The following is an 18203-nucleotide window of genomic DNA, read 5'->3' on the forward strand; positions in this document are numbered from 1 at the left end:
GTGACGACCACTCGCGCCGCCGTCTACACCGGCACCGGCACGCTGCAGATCCGCGACGTGGCCCTGCGCGAGCCGGGCCCGGGCGAGGTGCTCGTGCGTCTCGGAGCATCCGGGGTGTGCGGCTCCGACCGGCACGTGCTCGACGGCGACTGGCGGATGCCGACGCCGATGATCCTGGGGCACGAGGGCGCGGGGGTCGTCGAACGGGTCGGCACCGGGGTGCGCAGCCTCGCCCCCGGCGACCACGTGATCATGACCTGGTTCTACCCGTGCGGGTCCTGCACGAGCTGCCGCGAGGGCCGGACCTGGGTGTGCACGGGCTCGAACTCGGAGGCGTGCCTGCTGCCTGACGGCTCGACGCCCATGACGCTCGACGGCGAGACCGCCTACCCGTACCTCGCGGTCGGCTCGATGAGCGAGAGGGTCGTGGTCGCGGAGCAGGCGGCGATCCGCGTGCCGGAGGAGCTGCCGTTCGATGTGGCGGCGCTCATCGGATGCTCGATCGCCACGGGCGTCGGCGCGGTCGTCAACGGCGCCCGGGTCCGGGCGGGGCGGTCGGCCCTCGTGATCGGCGCGGGCGGAGTGGGGATCAGCATCGTGATGGGGCTCGCGCTGGCCGGCGCGAGCCCGATCATCGTCGCCGACGTCACCGAGGAGTCCCTCGAGCTCGCCCGCGAGTTCGGCGCGACGCACACGGTGAGGTCCGACGCCTCGCTGCCGGACCGCATCCGCGAGATCGCTCCCGACGGGGTGGACGTCGCCTTCGAGGCGATCGGGAGGCAGGAGACCATCGCCCTCATGCCGGCGACGCTGAAGCGCGGGGGGACGGGCGTGATCGTGGGCCTGCCCCCGCAGGATCGACCCGTGCCCATCGACGTGCTCGCGCTCGCGGAGGAGGGCAAGTCGCTCCTCGGCTCGAACTACGGGTCGACGGTCCCGGCGAGGGACTTCCCCATGCTGGCTCGGCTCTACCTCGACGGCCGCCTGCCGATCGACCGGCTGATCACGAACCGCTTCCCTCTGGCCGACGTGAACGCCGCGTTCGACCTCATGCGCGCGGGAGCCCGGGGGCGAAGCGTCATAATGTTCTGATCGCTCACTTCTGACGGGGGCACGGTGGCACGACCCAGGCAGCAGCTCCTCTCGCCGGAGATCATCGCCGATGCCGCCATGCGGCTCGTCGCGAAGAACGGCGACTTCACGATCCCCGGCGTCGCCGCCGCGCTCGGGGTGCACCCGTCGTCGCTGTACCACCACCTCCCCGGCGGCAGGCTCGCGATCGTCCACCAGATGCGGCAGAGGCTCTACTCCGCCCTCGACCTCGGCTCCTCGATGGACTCATCGAGGCCGGCTCTCGATCGGCTCCGGCAGTGGATGCGCGCCTACCGATCGGCCACCGCCCAGGTCCCCGAGGCGGTCACCGTCCTCGTCGGGGCGCAGGTCGAGGACCGCCCGACCCTGGAGATCTACGAGGCGCTCTTCGTCATCCTCCGCGACGCGGGCGTGCCGCGCGAGCAGCGGGTGGCGGCCTCCGCGATGATCGACGCCGTCGTGCTGGGCTCGGCCGTCGACGCCGGATCGCCCGTGCCGCTGTGGCGGATCGGCGCAGAGGACCTCCCGGAGCTCCGCGACGTCGCCGCGACCGATGACGACGAGCGCCGCAACGAGTCGGGATTCGAGCTCGCCGTGGACGCGGTCGTCGTCGCCGTGGCGTCGATGTCTCGACCCGGCTGACGCGGCAGCAAGCCTCGGGCGAGGGGCGAGTCGAGCGCCGAGCGCGTCAGGCGGAGCGGGCCGGAGCGGGCATCCCGCCCGGGGCCATGAGGCGCGCCAGGAGCGCGTCGTCGGCGGCGCGCCGGCGGGGAGGCAGCAGGAGCGCGAAGGCGAGCGCGACGCCGGGGCCGATCACGAGGCTGAACACCCAGATCCACCCGCCGTCGAAGGTGAAGCCGAGCCACAGCAGGAGCACCCAGGTCGCCGCGGTCGCGGCGGCGGCGATCGCGGGGATCAGCAGCAGGCCGTGAGTGTCGCGGCCCGGCGCGCCGTAGCGGACTCCGAGGCCGAGGGCGGCGCCGATGACCGTGACGAACAGGAGCTCCATCGTCAGCCGACGAAGCCGATGCGGCGGGTCGACTCGGAGCCGATCTCGACGTAGCCGATCGCCGCGGCCGGCACGACGTACTGCTTGCCCTTGTCGTCGGCGAGGGAGAGCACGGTGCCGGCGGCGAGAGCCTCGGTCACGGCCTTCTCGATGTCTGCGGCGGTCTGCGAGGTCTCGAAGGCGAGCTCACGGGGGCTGTTGAGGATGCCGATGCGAATGTCCACGAACGTCACTGTACCCCGGCGCGCGGGGCGGTCCCGCGGCGTTCACCGAGAGCGGAGCGCGCGGGCCGCGCGGCGGCGGCGAGGCGGTGTCGGAGGGCGGCGCTAGCGTGTGGGCATGCCCCCGCTCGACCCCTCGCAGCTCGCCGCCGTCGAGGCCCGGCGCGGCCGCGGGGCCGTCGTGCTCGGCGCGCCAGGAACGGGGAAGACGACCGTCGCGATCGAGCTCCTCGCGCTCGCGGTGCTCGAGGACGGGCTCGCCCCCGACGAAGTGCTCGTCCTCACGCCGTCGCGGCGGTCGGCGACCGCCCTGCGCGATCGGATCGCCCTCCGGCTCGCCGAGCCGGACGAGACCCGCGCCCCTGTCCTGCCCGGTCCGCTCGCGCGCTCGATCGCCTCCTTCGCGCACTCCGTGGTGACCGCGGAGGCGCGTCTCGCCGGGGACGCCGATCCGCGCCTGCTGTCGGGGGCCGATCAGGATGCTGACATCGCCGAGCTGCTGGACGGCCACCTCGCCGACGGGGCCGGCCCGGTCTGGCCCGCGCACCTCGGGCCGGACGTGCGCGCGCTCGGCGCGTTCCGAACGGAGCTGCGGGACGTCGTCGCGCGGCTGTCGGAGCACGACTGGTCCTCCGACGACCTGCGGGCGGCGGCCGCCCGGCGGTCGCGGCCCGAGTGGGCGGCGATCGCCGACTTCGTCGACGAGTACCGCGCCGTCCTCGGCGGCGCGCGGGCCGACCAGGTCGACCCCGCGGAGCTCGTGCGCGCGGCGATCGGCCTCGTCCGCGACCCGCTCCCGAGCGCGCCTCCGGTGCCGCGCCTCGTCGTCCTGGACGATGCTCACGACGCGACGCCGAGCGGCTTCGACCTGCTCGCCGCTCTCGCCGCGCGCGGGTCGACCGTCGTGGTGATCGGCGATCCCGACGTCGCGACGAACACCTTCCGCGGCGCCGAGCCGGATGCGGTCGCTCGCTTCGCGGCCCTCGTCGAGGGTGCGGCGCTGCCGACGCTCGTGCTCGGCGTCGCGCATCGGCACGGGCCCGCGCTGCGCGCGCTCACCGCTTCCCTCGCCGGCCGGGTGGGTACGGCCGCGGCCGGAATGCAGCGGCGCGCGGTCGCCGGACGCGAGCGGGATGCCGGTGCTGCGGAGGGGGTGGCTGCGGAGGGCCCGGGCGCGGCTGGCCTCGACCCGCTCGTGCTCCCGCTCGACCCGCCCCTGATCGCGCTCACCGCGCCGAGCGGTGCGCGGGAGCGCACCCTCGTCGCCGACCTGCTCCGCGAGAGGCACGTGCTCGATCGGGTGCCGTGGTCGCGCATGGCGGTCGTCGTGCGCAGCGGCGCCCAGGTGCCCCTCATCGCGCGCGCGCTCGCGGTCGCCGATGTGCCGGTGCGCACGACGGCGGCGGGCCGACCGCTGCGGGAGCACCCCGCGGCGCGCGCGCTCATCCGCTTCGTCGACGTCGGGGTCGGGCGCAGCGCGCTCGATGCCGACTCCGCCACCGAGCTGCTCCTCGGCCCGCTCGGCGGTCTCGACCGCATCGGCCTGCGACGGCTCCGTCGCGCGCTGCGGGCCGAGGAGCTCGCGGGCGAGGGCGACCGACCGGCGGACGAGCTGCTGGTCGAGGCGCTCGCCGCCCCCGACCGGCTCGAGACGATCGACCATCGCGTGGCCCGTCGCGCCGCGCGCGTCGCGCGGACCCTCGCGGGCATCCGCGCCCGGCACGAGGCCGGGGCGACCGTGGACGAGCTGCTGTGGGCGGCGTGGAGCGATGCGCGTACCGCCGACGAGTGGGCGCGCCAGTCGGCCGGCTCCGGCATCGCCGCCGTCGAGGCCGATCGCGCGCTGGATGCGGTCGTCGCGGTGTTCACGGCGGCGACGACGATCGTCGACACTGTGCCGGAGGCGACCGTCGAAGCCTTCCTCGCACGCGTGCTCGACAGCGACGTCGCCGACGACCTGCTCGCCCCCGTGCGCGTCGCGGAGTCGGTGCTCGTCACGACCCCCGCCTCCGCGACCGGCCTCGAGGTCGACGTCGTCATCGTCGTCGGCCTGACGGAGGGGGTGTGGCCGAACCTGCGCATCCGCGGCACGCTGCTGCACGCGCCGCAGATCAGCCGACTCGCGAGCGGGCTGCCCGTCGATGACATCGACGAGCGCCGCCTCGTGCTCGACGACGAGCTCCGGATGGCCGTGCTCGCCTTCTCGCGCGCCCGGTTCCAGCTCATCGCGACGGCGACCGCGGGCGACGACGAGCAGCCCAGCGCCCTCTGGCAGGTCGTCGCCGACGCGGCCTCCGCGCTCGAGAGCCGCGAGGACGGCGACGGAGCCGGAGGCGCTGCGGGCTCGGGCGCAGCGAGAGCGGCGGCCGAGCGTCGGCGCGGCCGACCGCGGTCGCTGCGCCGGCTCGTCGGGCACCTGCGACGCATCCTGACCGACCCGGGCTCGGGGGAGACCGCGCGCGCCGACGCCGCCGTCGCACTGCGACGGCTCGCCGAGGCCGAGGTCGCCGGCGCGGACCCCGCCGAGTGGTGGGGCCTCATCGACCCCTCGACGACCGAGCCGCTCTTCTCCGAGACGGAGCACGTCGCCCTCTCGCCCTCGAAGCTCGAATCCATCGAGTCGTCGCCGCTCGACTGGTTCCTGGACCGGATCGCCCCGGAGGAGTCGAGCCCCGCGATGGGCATCGGCACGATCGTGCACGGCGCGATGGAGACCGCCGCCGACCCGAGCGTCGATGCCGTGTGGGCCGCGATCGAGGCGCGCTGGAGCGAGCTCGTCTTCGAGTCGCCCTGGCTCGCCGATCAGCAGCGGCGCCTCGCGCGCCGCTACGCCGAGGGCGTCTCGGCCTACCTCCAGGACGCCGCGCGCGCCGGCCGCGCGCTCGTCGCGGCTGAGAGCCGCTTCGAGGTCGAGGTCGACCGCGCGCGCCTGCGCGGCACGGTCGACCGCATCGAGCGGGGTGCCGACGGCGCCGTGCGGATCATCGACCTGAAGACCGGGCGACCCGTGACCGACGCCGGCGCCGCCGAGAACGCGCAGCTCGGCGCGTACCAGCTGGCCTACGCCGACGGCGCCTTCGACGAGCTCCTCGACGGCCTGGGGCCGCATCACGCCGAAGGGGCGCGCCTCCTGTTCGTGCGCGAGGGGGTGCGGGGAAAGCCCTACCGGGAGGCGAGCCAGCCGGTGCTCGATGAGGCCGGGCTCGAGACGTTCCGAGAGCGGCTGCGCCAGGCGGTCTCCGCGATCGCCGTCGCCGAGCTCACCGGAGCCCGTACCATCGGCCGCTACGACTACGGGGCACTGCGCCACCGCATCCACCGCGTGCCGCCCGTGACGGGAGAGTCATGACGAGCTGGATCGCCTCCGTGCCCGGCGCCCGCGTGAGCGCCGATGAGATCGCCGACGCCATCGGCCAGCACCGACCCACTCCCGAGCAGCGCGCCGTCATCGAGTCGCCGCTCGGCCCCGCGCTCGTCGTCGCCGGCGCCGGGTCGGGCAAGACCGAGACCATGTCGGCGCGCGTGCTCTGGCTCGTCGCCAACGGCTTCGTCGCGCCCGAGCAGGTGCTCGGGCTCACCTTCACCCGCAAGGCGGCCGGCGAGCTCTCGCACCGGATCCGCGAGCGGCTGACCGCGCTCGGGAGCACACCGCTCATGAGCCGGGGCGCCGACGCGCCCCCGCTCGTCGATGCGTTCACCCAGCCGACCGTCTCGACCTACAACGCCTTCGCCTCCACGCTCTACCGCGACCACGCCGTGCTCATCGGCCGCGACCCCGAGGGGGCCGTGCTCGGCGAGGCGAGCGCCTGGCAGCTCGCGCGCCAGCTCGTGACGGGCTCCGACGACGCCCGGCTCGCCGAGCTCGACCGGCCCGTCGACCGCATCTCGGCCGCCGTGCTGCAGCTCGCCCACGCGGTCGCCGAGCACGACGCCGACATCGCCGACGTGCGCGCGCTCATCACCGACTTCCTCGGCGTCGCCGACCTGCCCCTCGGCGATCGCCACGAGCGCAGGCAGGGAATCGAATCGCTGCTGCGGCTCGGCGCGACGCTGCCGATCGTCGACCTCGTCGAACGGTTCCAGTCGCTCAAGGCGCGGGAGGGGCTCGTCGAGTTCAGCGACCAGGTGAGCCTCGCTCTGCGCATCGTCGCCCGCCACGGCGAGGTCGCCGCGGGGGTGCGCGACCGGTACCGCGTCGTGCTGCTCGACGAGTACCAGGACACCAACGTCGCCCAGTCGCGCCTGCTGGCCTCCCTCTTCGCCGGACTCCCCGTCATGGCCGTCGGCGACCCGCACCAGTCGATCTACGGCTGGCGCGGCGCGAGCGCGTCGAACCTCGACGACTTCGCCCGGCGCTTCACGCGCGGCGAGGAGGCGAGCGTCGCCCGTTACTCCCTCAGCACGTCCTGGCGGAACGGCCACCGCATCCTCGACGTCGCCAACGCACTCGTCGAACCGCTCACCGCGCGCGGGGGAGTGCCGGTGGAGCGCCTCCACCCCGGCCCCTCCGCGAGCGCCGAGCCCGTCGAGCTCGCGCAGCGGGAGACGGTGACGGAGGAGGCCGACGCAGTCGCGCGCTGGCTCGCCGCGCGGCTCGCCGAACCGCCGCACGGGCTCGACCCCGGCGCGGTCGACGACGCCGGGCGCCCGCTGCGGCCGAGCGCCGCGCTGCTCATGCGCAATCGCACGCTGCAGCCGATCTTCCTCGCCGCGCTGCGCGAGCACGGGGTCCCCTTCCACGTGCTCGGCATCGGCGGGCTCCTCGCCGAGCCCGAGATCGCCGACCTCGTGAGCGCGCTCGCGGTCGTCGACGACCCCGCCGCGGGAACCGAGCTCGTGCGCCTGCTCGCCGGGCCGCGCTGGCGGATCGGACTCGCCGACCTCGAGGCGCTGCGCGGCATCGCCTCCTGGCTGCGCGAGCGCGACCTCGCCCAGCGCGCCTTCCCGCCCGAGGTCATCGAGCGGATGCGCGCCTCGGTCGCCGCCACCGACGGCGTCTCGCTCGTCGACGCCCTCGACTTCGTCGCCACGGCCCCCGACGGCCACGGACAGCTCGCCCGCCTGAGCGAGACAGGACGGGAGCGACTGCGCGAGGCGGGCCGGCTCTTCGCCCGCCTGCGCGCGCGGACGGCCCTCGACCTCCCCGACCTCGTCGCGGCCGTCGAGCACGAGCTGCAGCTCGACATCGAGGTCATCGCCAACCCAGCGCGGGTGCTCCGCGACGCGCCGCGCGACGCGTTCCTCGACGCCCTCGACGGGTATCTCGCGCTCGCCGACCACGCGACGCTCGGCGGGTTCCTCTCCTGGCTGCGCGAGGCGGAGTGGCGCGACAACCTCTCGCCGCGCAGCGAGGACCCGGAGCCCGGCACGGTGCAGGTGCTCACCATCCACGGCGCCAAAGGACTCGAGTGGGACCACGTGGTCGTCCCCCGATTCGTCGCCGACGAGCTGCCGTCCAAGCCGCGCGACGGCACCACCGGCTGGCTCAGCCTCGGCGTCCTCCCCTACGAGCTGCGCGGCGACGCCGCGGAGCTGCCCGTCTTCGCCTGGCGCGGGGCGGAGACGCGGAAGGAGCTGCTCGAGCGCCGCGACGCCTACTCCGCCGAGGTCGGCGCGCACCTCGAGCGCGAGGAGCGCCGGCTCGCCTACGTCGCCGTCACGCGAGCCCGCCACCGGCTCCTGCTGACGGGATCGTTCTGGGCGGGGCAGTCGAATCCGCGGCCGGTGAGCCCCTTCCTCGTGCCGCTCGTCGAGCGGGGCATCCTGCCCGGGGTGCCGGAGGCGAGCGCCCACCAGGAGAACCCGCTCGTGCTCGACGACGATGACGCGCCCTGGTGGCCCGGCGATCCGCTCGGCGCCCGCCGCCCCGTGCTCGAGCGCGCCGCTGCGCGCGTGCGGGCGGCGAGCCCCGACGCCGCGAGCGCCTGGCACGACGACGTCGAGCTGCTCCTCGCCGAGCGGGCCGAGCGGCTCGCCGGCGCCCGCCGCGCGCCCGTTCCCCTCCGCGTGGCCGCCTCCACCCTGAAGGACTTCGTCACCGACCCCGAGGGCATCGCCGAGCGTCTGCGGCGCCCGATGCCGCAGCGCCCGTACCGCGCGACGCGACTCGGCACCGTCTTCCACCGCTGGGTCGAGCAGCGCTACGGCCTCGCGACGATGGAGGACGCCGTCGACGGGATCGTGCTCGACCCCGACGCCGTCGACGAGCTCGGAGGCGAGGAGGTCGAGCGCGAGCGGCTCGCCGAGCTCCAGGCGACCTTCGCTCGATCGTCGTGGGCGACTCGCCGACCTCTCGATGTCGAGCGCGAGCTGCACGTGCCGCTCGAGGGGCGCATCCTCGTCTGCAAGATCGACGCCGTCTACGCGCTCCCGCCCGGCCCCGACGGCGAGGAGCGGGTGGAGGTCGTCGACTGGAAGACCGGCCGCGCCCCGCGGGATGCCGACGACCGCGCGGCGAAGGAGCTCCAGCTCGCCGTCTACCGGCTCGCCTACGCGCGCTGGCGCGGACTGCCGCTGGCGAGCGTCGATGCGGCCTTCTACTTCGTCGCCGACGACAAGGTGGTCCGGCCGGAGCGGCTGCCCGACGAGGCCGAGCTGCGCGCGCTCTGGCGCGCGGCGATCGACGCGGAGGCGGGCTAGACCGCGGCGGTCGGCACCGTGAAGCGCGAGCGGTAGCTCTGCACGAGCGAGCGCATCCCGATGCCGCACACGCCCACGAGCGCGTCGCCGCGGTGGTACTCGACCACGCACTCGTCGTCGAGCGAGCCGGCGACGAGCTCGCGCCGGTCGGCGAGGTACGTCATGCCGAAGGCGAGCAGGTGCATGTCGTACTGGTCGCTCCAGAACGACGGGAGCGGCGCGAAGCCCGCGGCGGCGAGCGGCTCGCAGTCCGCGCCGGCGAGGTGCGCGGCGATGAGCTGCCCCGCGCGCTTGCCCGTCTCGGTCGGCAGGTTCCAGTGCTCGACGCGCCTCGCGACGTCGTCGAAGAGCGGGTTCGGGTAGCGGGCCACATCGCCCACCGCGAAGACGTCCGAGCGCACGACGCCGTCGTCGCCGACGGCCCGAAGGCCCCCGTCGACGAGAACGCCGTCGCTCACGTCGAGCCCCGAGCCGTCGAGCCACTCGGTGTTCGGGTCGCTGCCGACCGCGACGACGAGCACGTCGCACTCGAGCATGACCCCGCTCGTGAGGATCACGCGCTCGACGCCCGGATCGCCGACGAGCCCGAACAGCCCGTCACGGGTGAAGAACCGCACGCCGTGCGCCTCGTGCCGTCGTCGCACCTCGCCCCCGAGCTCGGGGCCGAGCGCCCGCTCGAGCGGCACCGCGCTCTGCGTGACGACCGACACCGCGCATCCGTTCTTGGCCGCCGTCGCCGCGATCTCGCAGCCGACAAACCCCGAGCCGAGGATCACGACGTTCGCCCCCGACCGCAGCGCCGACCGCAGGCCGACGGCGTCGTCGAGGGTCCGCAGAACGTGGATGCCCGTGAGCCCGTGATCAGGGATGGGCAGCGGCTTGGGGCGCAGCCCGGTCGCGATCACGAGCGCGCGGTACGGATGCTCGTCCCCAGCCTCGTCGGTCACCACGCGCCGCTCGGCGTCGAGCGATGCGGCCGCTCGACCGAGCGTCCACGTGACGTCCTGCTCGAGCGCCGAGCGGATCGGGAAGGCCACCTCGTCGTGCCCGTGCCCCTCGGTCTGCAGGAGCTCCTTCGACAGCGGCGGCCGGTTGTACGGCGCGTGCGCCTCGGCCCCGAGGAACTCGATGGGGCCCGCGTAGCCCGCGCGCCGGGCGCTCTCCGCCGTGCGGAGGCCCGCCATCGCGGCTCCGACGATGAGGAGCGGGGCATCCGTCATCAGGAATCAGGCCCGCGTGATCGTGATCGCCTGCATCGGGCACACGTCGGCGGCGGCCTCGAGGTCGGCGAGCATCTCGTCAGGCGCCTCGGCGACGTACTCGAGCTTGTCGTCGGCGTTCAGCTGGAACACCTCGGGCGCCTCGAACACGCACTGGCCGTAGTGCTGGCACTTGTTCATGTCGACATCGATCTTGATCATGCGTCTTCTTCCTCCTGGACGGTGGACGGGTAGAGGTCTTTCGAGGGGGTGCGGATGCCGCGGAACTCCCAGTCGCCGCCGAGCGCGGTCGAGACGACCTCCTCGCTCTCGGTCGGCTGCGCGCCGACGTCGGTGCGGATCGGCGTGGGGCCCTCGACGATGCGGTTGCGCAGTCGGCCGAGGCCTTCGACCTCGACCTCGACGACGTCGCCGGGGACGACCGGGCGCGAGTTCGCGGGCGTTCCGGTGAAGATCATGTCACCGGGCTCGAGGGTGATCGTTCGCGCGAGGTCGGCGACGAGGTAGTGCATGTCCCACTCCATGTTGTCGGTCGAGTCCTCCTGCTTGAGCTCGCCGTTCACGTAGGTGCGGATCATCTTCCCGCGGAAGTCCCAGCCCTCCACGAGCCCGGGGCCGACGGGCCCGAGCGTGTCGGAGCCCTTCACGCGCAGCATCGAGCCGGCGTCGGTGTCGCGGAAGTCGTGCAGCCCGTAGTCGTTGCCCACCGAGTAGCCGGCGATGTAGTCGCCCGCCTCGGCCGGTGACACGTTGCGGCACGTGCGCCCGATGATGATGACGATCTCGCCCTCGTAGTTGAGCCACTTGCAGCCGACCGGGCGCACGATGTCGCCGTCGTGGCTGTTGAGGGCCGTGATCGGCTTGTGGAAGTACGTCGGCGCGGCCGGGAGCCTCGTCATGAACTCCTCGGTGCGGCTGGCGTAGTTCAGGTGCACCGCGAGAATCTTGGTGGGGATGCTCGGCGCGAGATGCACGGCCTCCGCGATCGCGACCCGGCGCCCGTCGGGGGCGACGAGCTCCTCGCCCTCGCGGCGCACCCGCACGGGCGCCCCGCCGAGCAGGATGCGGCGGTACTCGGTCGTGGCTGTCGTGCCGGCGGCGGCGGCGGTCGTCGTCTCGCTCACGCTCAGCGCTCCCGCGAGAGGACGAGGTCGCGCGGCTGCGGGAACCCTCCCTCGGGCTCGGCGAAGTACACGTGCACCTGGCCCGTGCCGATCGAGTTCTCGTACTCCGAGTACAGGACGCCCGGCGCGGTGTTGGCGCCCTCGCCGGTCGCGCCGGCCATCGTCAGCCAGTGGCTGAAGTTGGCCTCCGGCTTGTACCTCTTGAACTCGTCCATCGTGTCGAGGATGCGCGCGTGGTCGCCGGCCTTCATCCACTCGATGCGCTCGAGGTCGGCCTCGCGGGCCTCCGGGCTGTAGATGTGCGAGGGGTCGCTCGACTCGTGCGCCCGCAGGTCGCGCAGCTTGTAGAAGGTGTGCGAGAGCGCCCCGGAGGCGAGCAGCAGCACCTTGCGGTCGCTGTCGCGGATGGCCTCGCCGAGGGCGCGGCCGGCGCGGAGGAAGTCCTCCGTCTCCGCCGTCTGGCAGACCGACATGCTGACCCAGCGCTTGTCGAGCCCGCGGCCGAGGTAGTGCCAGAGGTTGACGGTCGCGTAGAAGATCGGCAGGTGCGGGTCGCTGATGGGCGTGATCCAGGTGCCGTTCTTCTCGTCGTACTCGGCGGTGAGGTTCGCGAGCTCGGGGTCGCCCTTGAACGCGTAGGGGATCTGCGACATGCCGCGCGGCAGCTCCTCGCTCGTGAAGAGCCCGCTGCGCTCGGCCTGGGCGGTGATGACGAACTCGACGGTCGTCGCCCAGTGCGAGTCGAGCACGACGACCGTGTCGTAGTCGAGGGTCTCCATGACCTCCTCGCGCAGCCGCTTGAGGCCGGGAACGAGCGAGATCTCCTTCCCCTCGTTGAGGTCGTACCGGACATCCTGCGGGAGCATGATGGTGGGCACGTGAGCCAGGATGGCGGCTCCGACGACTCTTCCCATGACTATTCCTTCCAACCGGTCGGTGCGTAGACGGTGTTCTTGACGTCGGCGTAGAAGTCGAAGGACCACGTGCCCCCCTCGCGGCCGATGCCCGACTTCTTGGACCCGCCGAAGGGCGCGGCGAGGTCGCGCACGAAGAAGCAGTTGACCCAGATCGTGCCGGCGACGAGGTTCTTGGTGAGGCGCTCGGCGCGCGCGCGGTCGCCGCAGACGACGACAGCGGCGAGGCCGAACTCGGTGCCGTTGGCGAGCTCGACGGCCTCCTCGTCGGTCGAGAAGGTCTGCATCGCGAGCACGGGCCCGAAGACCTCGGCGGTGAGGATCTCGCTGTCGGGCGCGGCGTCGACGACGAGCGTGGGGCGGTAGTAGAGCCCGCCGAGCTCCTCGTTCGGCCCGCCGCCGAACGCGATGCGGGCGCCGCTCTCGCGAGCGCGTTGCACGAAGCCGTCGACGCGGTCGAGGTGCACGCGGTGGATCTGCGGCCCGATCTGGGTCTCCTCCTCGCGCGGGTCGCCCTGGCGCAGGGCGGCGGCGCGCGCGGCGAAGGCCTCGGCGAAGCGCTCGGCGACGGCCTCGTGCACGAGCAGGCGAGTGCCCGAGAGGCACACCTGGCCGGCGTTGTCGTACTGCTCGACGGCGAGACCGACGGCGAGGTCGAGGTCGGCGTCGTCGGCGACGATGAGCGGGCTCTTGCCGCCGAGCTCGAAGCTCACGGGCGTGAGGTTGTCGGCCGCCGCGCGCGCGATCGCCTTCGCCGTCGGCACCGAGCCGGTGAACGAGATGCGCGCGATGCCGGGGTGGGCGACGAGCGCGGCCCCCGCCTCTGCGCCGAACCCCTGCACGACGTTGAACACACCGGCCGGGATGCCCGCCTCGTTCGCGAGGTCGGCGAACACGCTCGCAGTGAGCGGCGTCCACTCCGCGGGCTTCAGCACCACGGTGTCGCCGGCCGCGAGCGCCGGGCCGATCTTCCAGGTCGCGAGCATGAGGGGCGCGTTCCACGGCGTGATGAGCGCGGCGACGCCCGAGGGATCCCACGAGACGTTGTTGTCGTGCCCGCGGGTCTGCCACACCTCGTGGTGCAGGCGGTTCATCGCCCAGTCGGCGAAGAAGCGGATGTTCATGGCGACGCGCGGCATGACGCCGCGGAGGTGGCTGCGCAGCAGCGAGCCGTTGTCGAGGGTCTCGAGGTTCGCGAGCGGCTCGAGGTTCGCCTCCACGAGGTCGGCGAGGCGATGGAGCAGCTCGCCACGGCCCTCGGGCCCGAGGTCGCGCCAGGCGGGGAAGGCCGCGCGAGCGGCCTGGACCGCCGCATCCACCTCAGCGGCACCGCCGCGGGAGACGTGCGCGAGGATCGAGCCGTCGATGGGCGAGATGCTGTCGAAGGTCTCGGCCGATGCGAGGCGCTCGCCGCCGATCGCGTGTCGGGTGTCGACCGTCAGGCCCGCGAGTTGCACCTGGTGCACGTGGCTGCTCCCTTGCAGTGGCGATTCATTCGGATGCGAATGACTGCGACGATACTAACGGAATCGCCCTCCGCGCGACAGGCTCAGCGCTCCTTCTCGACGACGAGCGTCACCGCGCGCAGCAGCACGGCGAGCTCGACGCGCCGGTCGCCGGCCGCCCCCGCGATGGTCCGCTCGTGCTCGTTGAACTCGGGGAAGAGCGTCAGCATGAGCGCGCGGCCCGCCTCGGTCATCGACACGACCACGAGGCGGCCGTCCGTCGCACTGCGCTCGCGGGCGAGGAGGCCCTTGGCCTCGAGGGTCGTGAGCACGCCCGTGAGGGTGGCCTTCGAGAAGCCGCCCTCCTCGGCGATCTGGCGGGTCTCGATCGGCTCCCAGATCCAGGTCACCCAGAGCACGACGAAGGCCGTCCACGACAGGCCGTGCGGGGCGAGCACGGTGCGCTCGAGGTAGTTGCGCGTCGCGTTGGCCGCGCGGAAGAGGTTCGACACGACGGCCATGGCCTCGAAGTCGATGGGCAGGCCGCCGAGCTTCTGCGCGACCTGCTGCTCCGTCTCGGCGAGCGTGTGGGGGCTGGGCATCGATGGATCCTCTCCACGAGCATCCAACCTCATTCGGACGCGAAACGTGCTGAGAGACCGCGCCCGCGTCGCGATGGCGCGCCGGGGGAATCGGCACTCGACGCGGGGTGCCAAAGATTGTTAGCATCCGAATAATCAGCCTCCGACGAAAGCAGGCGCACCATGTCGACGACGACAGCCCTCACCCTCGCCGACCTCGACCTGTTCGCCCACGGGGCGCCGTGGGAGGTCTTCGAGGGGCTCCGGCGCACTCCGGGCCTCCACTTCTCGACCGAGGAGGCCCCCAACAGCGGCTTCTGGTCGGTCACCCGATACCACGACATCGTGCGCGTGCTGCGCGACACCGAGACCTTCACCTCCACGCACTTCACGAACCTCGAGGAGGTCGACGCCGAGCAGGAGGAGATGCGGCGCTCCCTGCTCGAGACCGACGGCCTCCGGCACCGCGCCGTGCGACGGATGCTCCAGGGCGAGTTCACGCCGCAGGCGGTCGCGAAGTACGAGACCTTCCTTCGCGGCATCACCGCGAAGACGCTCGACGCCGCGCTCGCCAAGGGCGAGTTCGACTTCGTCGAGGAGGTCAGCGCCGACTTCCCGATCCGGGTCCTCGCGCGCATCCTCGACGTACCGGACAGCGACACCGGCAAGCTCATCGAGTGGGGCAACCGGATGGTCGGCAACACCGACCCCGAGCACGCCGACGTGCTCATCGGCTCGGCCGACAGCGAGGCGTACCGGCACGTGCCCTTCCGCTCGCCCGCGGCGATCGAGGTCTACGAGTACGGCAAGCACCTCAAGGCCGAGCGTCTCGGGAAGGGCGGCACCGACCTCGTGTCGCTGCTCGCCAACGGCGTCCCGAGCGACGGCGTGCCGCTCAGCGAGCGCGACTTCAACACCAACTTCCTGCTGCTCGTCGTGGCCGGCAACGAGACGACGCGCCACACGATCACGCACTCGATGAGCAACCTGCTGAACAACCCCGACCAGCTCGCGCTGCTCAAGAACGACCCCTCGCTCATCCCGTGGGCGATCGAGGAGTTCCTGCGCTTCGCCTCGCCCGTCTACCACTTCCGGCGCACGGCGACGAAGGACGTCGAGTTCGCGGGGACCGAGATCACGGAGGGCGAGAAGGTCGTCACGTGGTTCGCCTCCGGCAACCGCGACGACGCGATCTTCGAGGACCCGTACCGCTTCGACGTGACGAGGAACCCCAACGAGCACATGTCGTTCGGCCGCGGCGGCCCGCACATGTGCCTCGGCAACGCGCTCGCGCGCATCGAGCTGCGCATCATGTTCGAGGACCTCCTCACGCGCGACGTCGTCCTCGAGCGCACGGGCGACATCGACTACCTGCGCAGCAACTTCGTGCACGGCATCAAGCGGATGCCCGTCCGCGTCGTCTGACCCCGGCGCTCCGCGCAGGGCGTCGGCGGGTCGCACGGGTCGGGCCCGCGGCGTGCGTCAGGTCGCGGGCGCGCGCCTGCGGGCGGCCGCCTGCGAGCGCCCCTGCGCGCGCCGAACATGCGGAACTCAGGACGGATCCGGCAGGGCGCGCCGATGTCCCGCACGTTTCCGCGGTAAAGCGCGGCGGTCGCTGCCGGAGTTCCTGAGTTGCGCAGTGAGGGCGCAGTGCGGGGGAGTCGGCGCGCCCGGGGTGCGGTGCACCGGGTCCGCGGGATGCACGCGCGCTCGCGAGCGCGCCCGATCGGCCTCCCGTCTCAGGGGACGAGCAGCGCGACGCGCGTCAGGAACGCGTCGACGAGCGCGAAGGTGCGCTCGCGCGCGGCGGCCTCCTCGGCGCGCGTCTGCGCGAGCATGATCGCCGGGTCCTGGCCGTCCTCCGCGACCGCGCGGACGCCGCCCCAGTCGAGCCAGCCCGTCAGCCCGGCGGCGTCGAGCTCGGGGTGGAACTGCACCGCGAGGGTCCGCTCGATCGTGAACGCCTGCGAGGCGACGGGGGTGCGCGCGATCTCGACGGCGCCGGGCGGAAGAGTCCAGCGGTCGAAGTGGAACTGGAACCACGGGCCGGGCCCGACGAGCGACGGGTCGTCGCTCCAGATGGCCGTCCACCCGATCTCGCTCTTCGGCGCGGGCGCGACCGAGCCCCCGAGCGCGCGCGCGACGAGCTGGCCGCCGAAGCAGATCCCGAGCACGGGCATCCCGCCCCGCACCGCCTCGCCGAGCCAGTCGAGCTCGGCGCGCAGCCAGGTGCCGATGCACGCGTCGTCCCACGCGCCCCACGGGGCGCCGAGCGGCACGACGACGTCGTAGTCGGCCAGGTCGGGGAAGTCGACGGCGATGTCGGGGGAGTGGAAGCTCTCCTCCGGCACGACGAGGAAGGCGTCCACGTCGAAGCCGTGGTGGGCGAATCGCTCGCCGACGGGGCCGAGCGGGCTCACATGATCGTGCTGCACGAACAGGACTCGCAACGGGGACCTCCTCATCGACGGCGCCGGGTGCCTACTGTATCGTTTGAAGCCGAACGATCCAGAGCCGGATCACGAGTGCCACAAGGGAGTCGCACATGAGTCGGAGCCTCGTCAACCTGCAGAGCGAGCTCACGGAGGCGGGCATCGACGTGCTCCGCGTCGTCTACGCCGACATCATCGGCACGGTCCGCTCGAAGGATCTGCTCGTCAGCCAGCTCGACAAGGTGAGCCACGGCGGCCCGACCTTCTGCCAGGGCGTGTGGGTCACGACCACCCAGGGCGGCGTGCTCGACGGCGGCGACGTGCTGAGCGACGGGCTCGAGGACTTCGTCACCCAGATCGTGCCCGAGAGCTGGCGCGCTCTGCCGTGGGAGCCGGGCGTCGCCTACGTCGTCGCGGGCGCCAACAACCCCGACATGACGCCGAACGAGTTCGCGCCGCGCACCCTGCTCGAGCGCATCGTCGGCGAGTACCGCGCGCTCGGCCTCACGCCCGTCGTGGGCCCCGAGCTCGAGTTCTACATCGCCGACCGCAACGAGGACGGCTCGTTCCGCCGCGCGCTCACGCAGCCCGGCCGCGTCTACACGAGCGGCGCGACCGTCGACCCCAAGGGCACCTTCCTGCACCTGCTGCGCATGCTCGACCAGCTGCGCATCGGGGTCTTCGCGGGCAACCACGAGTTCAGCCCGAGCCAGTACGAGATCAACATCTGGCACGGCGAGGCGCTCGACGCGTGCGACCGCATCTTCATGCTCAAGGCCGGCGTGAAGGACCTCATCGCGCGCCTCGGCCAGGCGGCGACGTTCTCGGGCAAGCCCTGGAGCGACGAGGGCGGCAGCGGCTTCCACCTGCATGTCTCGCTCGAGAGCGCCGAGGGCGAGAACCTCATGCACGAGGGTCACGACCTGAGCGTGCTCGCCCAGCGCATGATCGCGGGCATCGTCGCGCACGCCCCCGCGCTCACGGCGCTCTGCAACCCGACCATCAACGCCTTCAAGCGACTCGGCCCCGACACCCTCGCCCCGTACCGCGCGAACTGGGGCTACGACAACCGCAGCGCGATGCTGCGCATCCCGCCCGAGCGCGGGTCGGGCACGCGCCTGGAGGTGCGCCTCGCCGACGGCGCGGCCAACCCGTACCTCATGACCGCGGCGATCCTCGCGGCCGGTCTCGACGGCATCCGCCGCGAGCTCGACGCGCCGCCCGCGGCCGTCGGGTACTCCTACGAGGACGAGACGCAGGAGATCCTGCCCATGTCGCTCGGCGATGCGCTGGATGCCCTGCGCGCCGACAGCGCTCTCATCGAGCTGCTCGGCGGCCCGCTCGTCGACGTCTTCGAGGTCATGAAGCGCGACGAGATCGAGCGCTACACCGAGGCCGTGGACGACCCCTGGACGCGCGACGTCACCGAGTGGGAGGTCAAAGAGTATTTCCTCGACCTGTAGATCGAGGGAATCAGATGCGAGGGGCCCGGGAGCGACGCTCCCGGGCCCCTCGCCTTTCTCGCC

Annotated in this window: 15 protein-coding genes; 6 read left to right on the forward strand and 9 right to left on the reverse strand. The window is 73.0% G+C overall.

What is annotated here, in order from left to right; genetic code table 11:
* Entirely contained in the window at window positions 1-1092 is a 1092-nt protein-coding gene (locus ASC54_RS06160) for an alcohol dehydrogenase catalytic domain-containing protein (RefSeq protein WP_055856326.1), read from the forward strand.
* Between the two features lie 24 nt (window positions 1093-1116).
* Window positions 1117-1734 (forward strand): TetR/AcrR family transcriptional regulator, encoded by a 618-nt coding sequence (locus tag ASC54_RS06165; RefSeq protein WP_055856323.1) that lies wholly within the window; start codon window positions 1117-1119, stop codon window positions 1732-1734.
* Window positions 1735-1780: 46 nt separating this feature from the next.
* On the opposite strand, the gene ASC54_RS06170 is transcribed toward ASC54_RS06165, so the two are convergent.
* Together ASC54_RS06170 and ASC54_RS06175 are read right to left on the reverse strand one after the other, a co-directional pair.
* On the reverse strand, window positions 1781-2101 hold the full coding sequence (locus ASC54_RS06170; RefSeq protein ID WP_055856320.1) for a hypothetical protein: 321 nt from the start codon (window positions 2099-2101) through the stop codon (window positions 1781-1783).
* A 2-nt stretch (window positions 2102-2103) separates the two neighbouring features.
* Entirely contained in the window at window positions 2104-2325 is a 222-nt protein-coding gene (locus tag ASC54_RS06175) for a DUF3107 domain-containing protein (protein WP_055856316.1), read from the reverse strand.
* A 115-nt stretch (window positions 2326-2440) separates the two neighbouring features.
* Here ASC54_RS06175 and ASC54_RS06180 point away from each other — a divergent pair, with 115 nt between their 5' ends.
* Together ASC54_RS06180 and ASC54_RS06185 are read left to right on the forward strand one after the other, a co-directional pair.
* Complete coding sequence (locus ASC54_RS06180; RefSeq protein ID WP_055897386.1) at window positions 2441-5671, forward strand: UrvD/REP family ATP-dependent DNA helicase; 3231 nt, start codon at window positions 2441-2443, stop codon at window positions 5669-5671.
* On the forward strand, window positions 5668-8961 hold the full coding sequence (locus tag ASC54_RS06185; RefSeq protein ID WP_055897390.1) for an ATP-dependent DNA helicase: 3294 nt from the start codon (window positions 5668-5670) through the stop codon (window positions 8959-8961). The genes ASC54_RS06180 and ASC54_RS06185 overlap by 4 nt, the downstream gene beginning before the upstream one ends.
* Here ASC54_RS06185 and ASC54_RS06190 read toward each other — a convergent pair.
* The 6 genes from ASC54_RS06190 to ASC54_RS06215 form a co-directional block, all read right to left on the reverse strand.
* The gene (locus ASC54_RS06190) at window positions 8958-10181 is read right to left on the reverse strand and encodes an NAD(P)/FAD-dependent oxidoreductase (protein WP_055856307.1); all 1224 of its coding nucleotides are present in this window, start codon (window positions 10179-10181) and stop codon (window positions 8958-8960) included. The two genes, ASC54_RS06185 and ASC54_RS06190, sit on opposite strands and share 4 nt — an antisense overlap.
* Window positions 10182-10187: 6 nt before the next feature.
* Window positions 10188-10382 (reverse strand): ferredoxin, encoded by a 195-nt coding sequence (locus ASC54_RS06195; RefSeq protein ID WP_055897393.1) that lies wholly within the window; start codon window positions 10380-10382, stop codon window positions 10188-10190.
* Window positions 10379-11305 (reverse strand): fumarylacetoacetate hydrolase family protein, encoded by a 927-nt coding sequence (locus tag ASC54_RS06200; RefSeq protein WP_055897396.1) that lies wholly within the window; start codon window positions 11303-11305, stop codon window positions 10379-10381. Before ASC54_RS06200 ends, ASC54_RS06195 begins: the two co-directional genes overlap by 4 nt.
* A gap of 2 nt (window positions 11306-11307) precedes the next feature.
* Entirely contained in the window at window positions 11308-12219 is a 912-nt protein-coding gene (locus ASC54_RS06205) for a catechol 1,2-dioxygenase (protein WP_055897400.1), read from the reverse strand.
* A gap of 2 nt (window positions 12220-12221) precedes the next feature.
* Window positions 12222-13685, reverse strand: a complete 1464-nt coding sequence (locus tag ASC54_RS06210; protein ID WP_055897403.1) for an aldehyde dehydrogenase — start codon at window positions 13683-13685, stop codon at window positions 12222-12224.
* Between the two features lie 83 nt (window positions 13686-13768).
* Window positions 13769-14266: a MarR family winged helix-turn-helix transcriptional regulator gene (locus ASC54_RS06215; RefSeq protein WP_055897410.1), complete on the reverse strand. Its 498-nt coding sequence runs from the start codon at window positions 14264-14266 to the stop codon at window positions 13769-13771.
* A 162-nt stretch (window positions 14267-14428) separates the two neighbouring features.
* On the opposite strand from ASC54_RS06215, the gene ASC54_RS06220 reads away from it, so the two are divergent.
* A complete protein-coding gene (locus tag ASC54_RS06220) occupies window positions 14429-15670 on the forward strand; it encodes a cytochrome P450 (protein ID WP_055897411.1) in 1242 nt (413 codons plus the stop codon).
* 314 nt (window positions 15671-15984) lie between these two features.
* On the opposite strand, the gene ASC54_RS06225 is transcribed toward ASC54_RS06220, so the two are convergent.
* Window positions 15985-16695, reverse strand: a complete 711-nt coding sequence (locus ASC54_RS06225) for a type 1 glutamine amidotransferase (protein ID WP_055897414.1) — start codon at window positions 16693-16695, stop codon at window positions 15985-15987.
* A gap of 95 nt (window positions 16696-16790) precedes the next feature.
* On the opposite strand from ASC54_RS06225, the gene ASC54_RS06230 reads away from it, so the two are divergent.
* Window positions 16791-18140, forward strand: a complete 1350-nt coding sequence (locus tag ASC54_RS06230; protein WP_055856284.1) for a glutamine synthetase family protein — start codon at window positions 16791-16793, stop codon at window positions 18138-18140.
* Window positions 18141-18203: the final 63 nt, after the last annotated feature.

This window comes from Yonghaparkia sp. Root332 (genome assembly GCF_001425665.1).
Classification (GTDB): Bacteria; Actinomycetota; Actinomycetes; order Actinomycetales; family Microbacteriaceae; genus Microcella.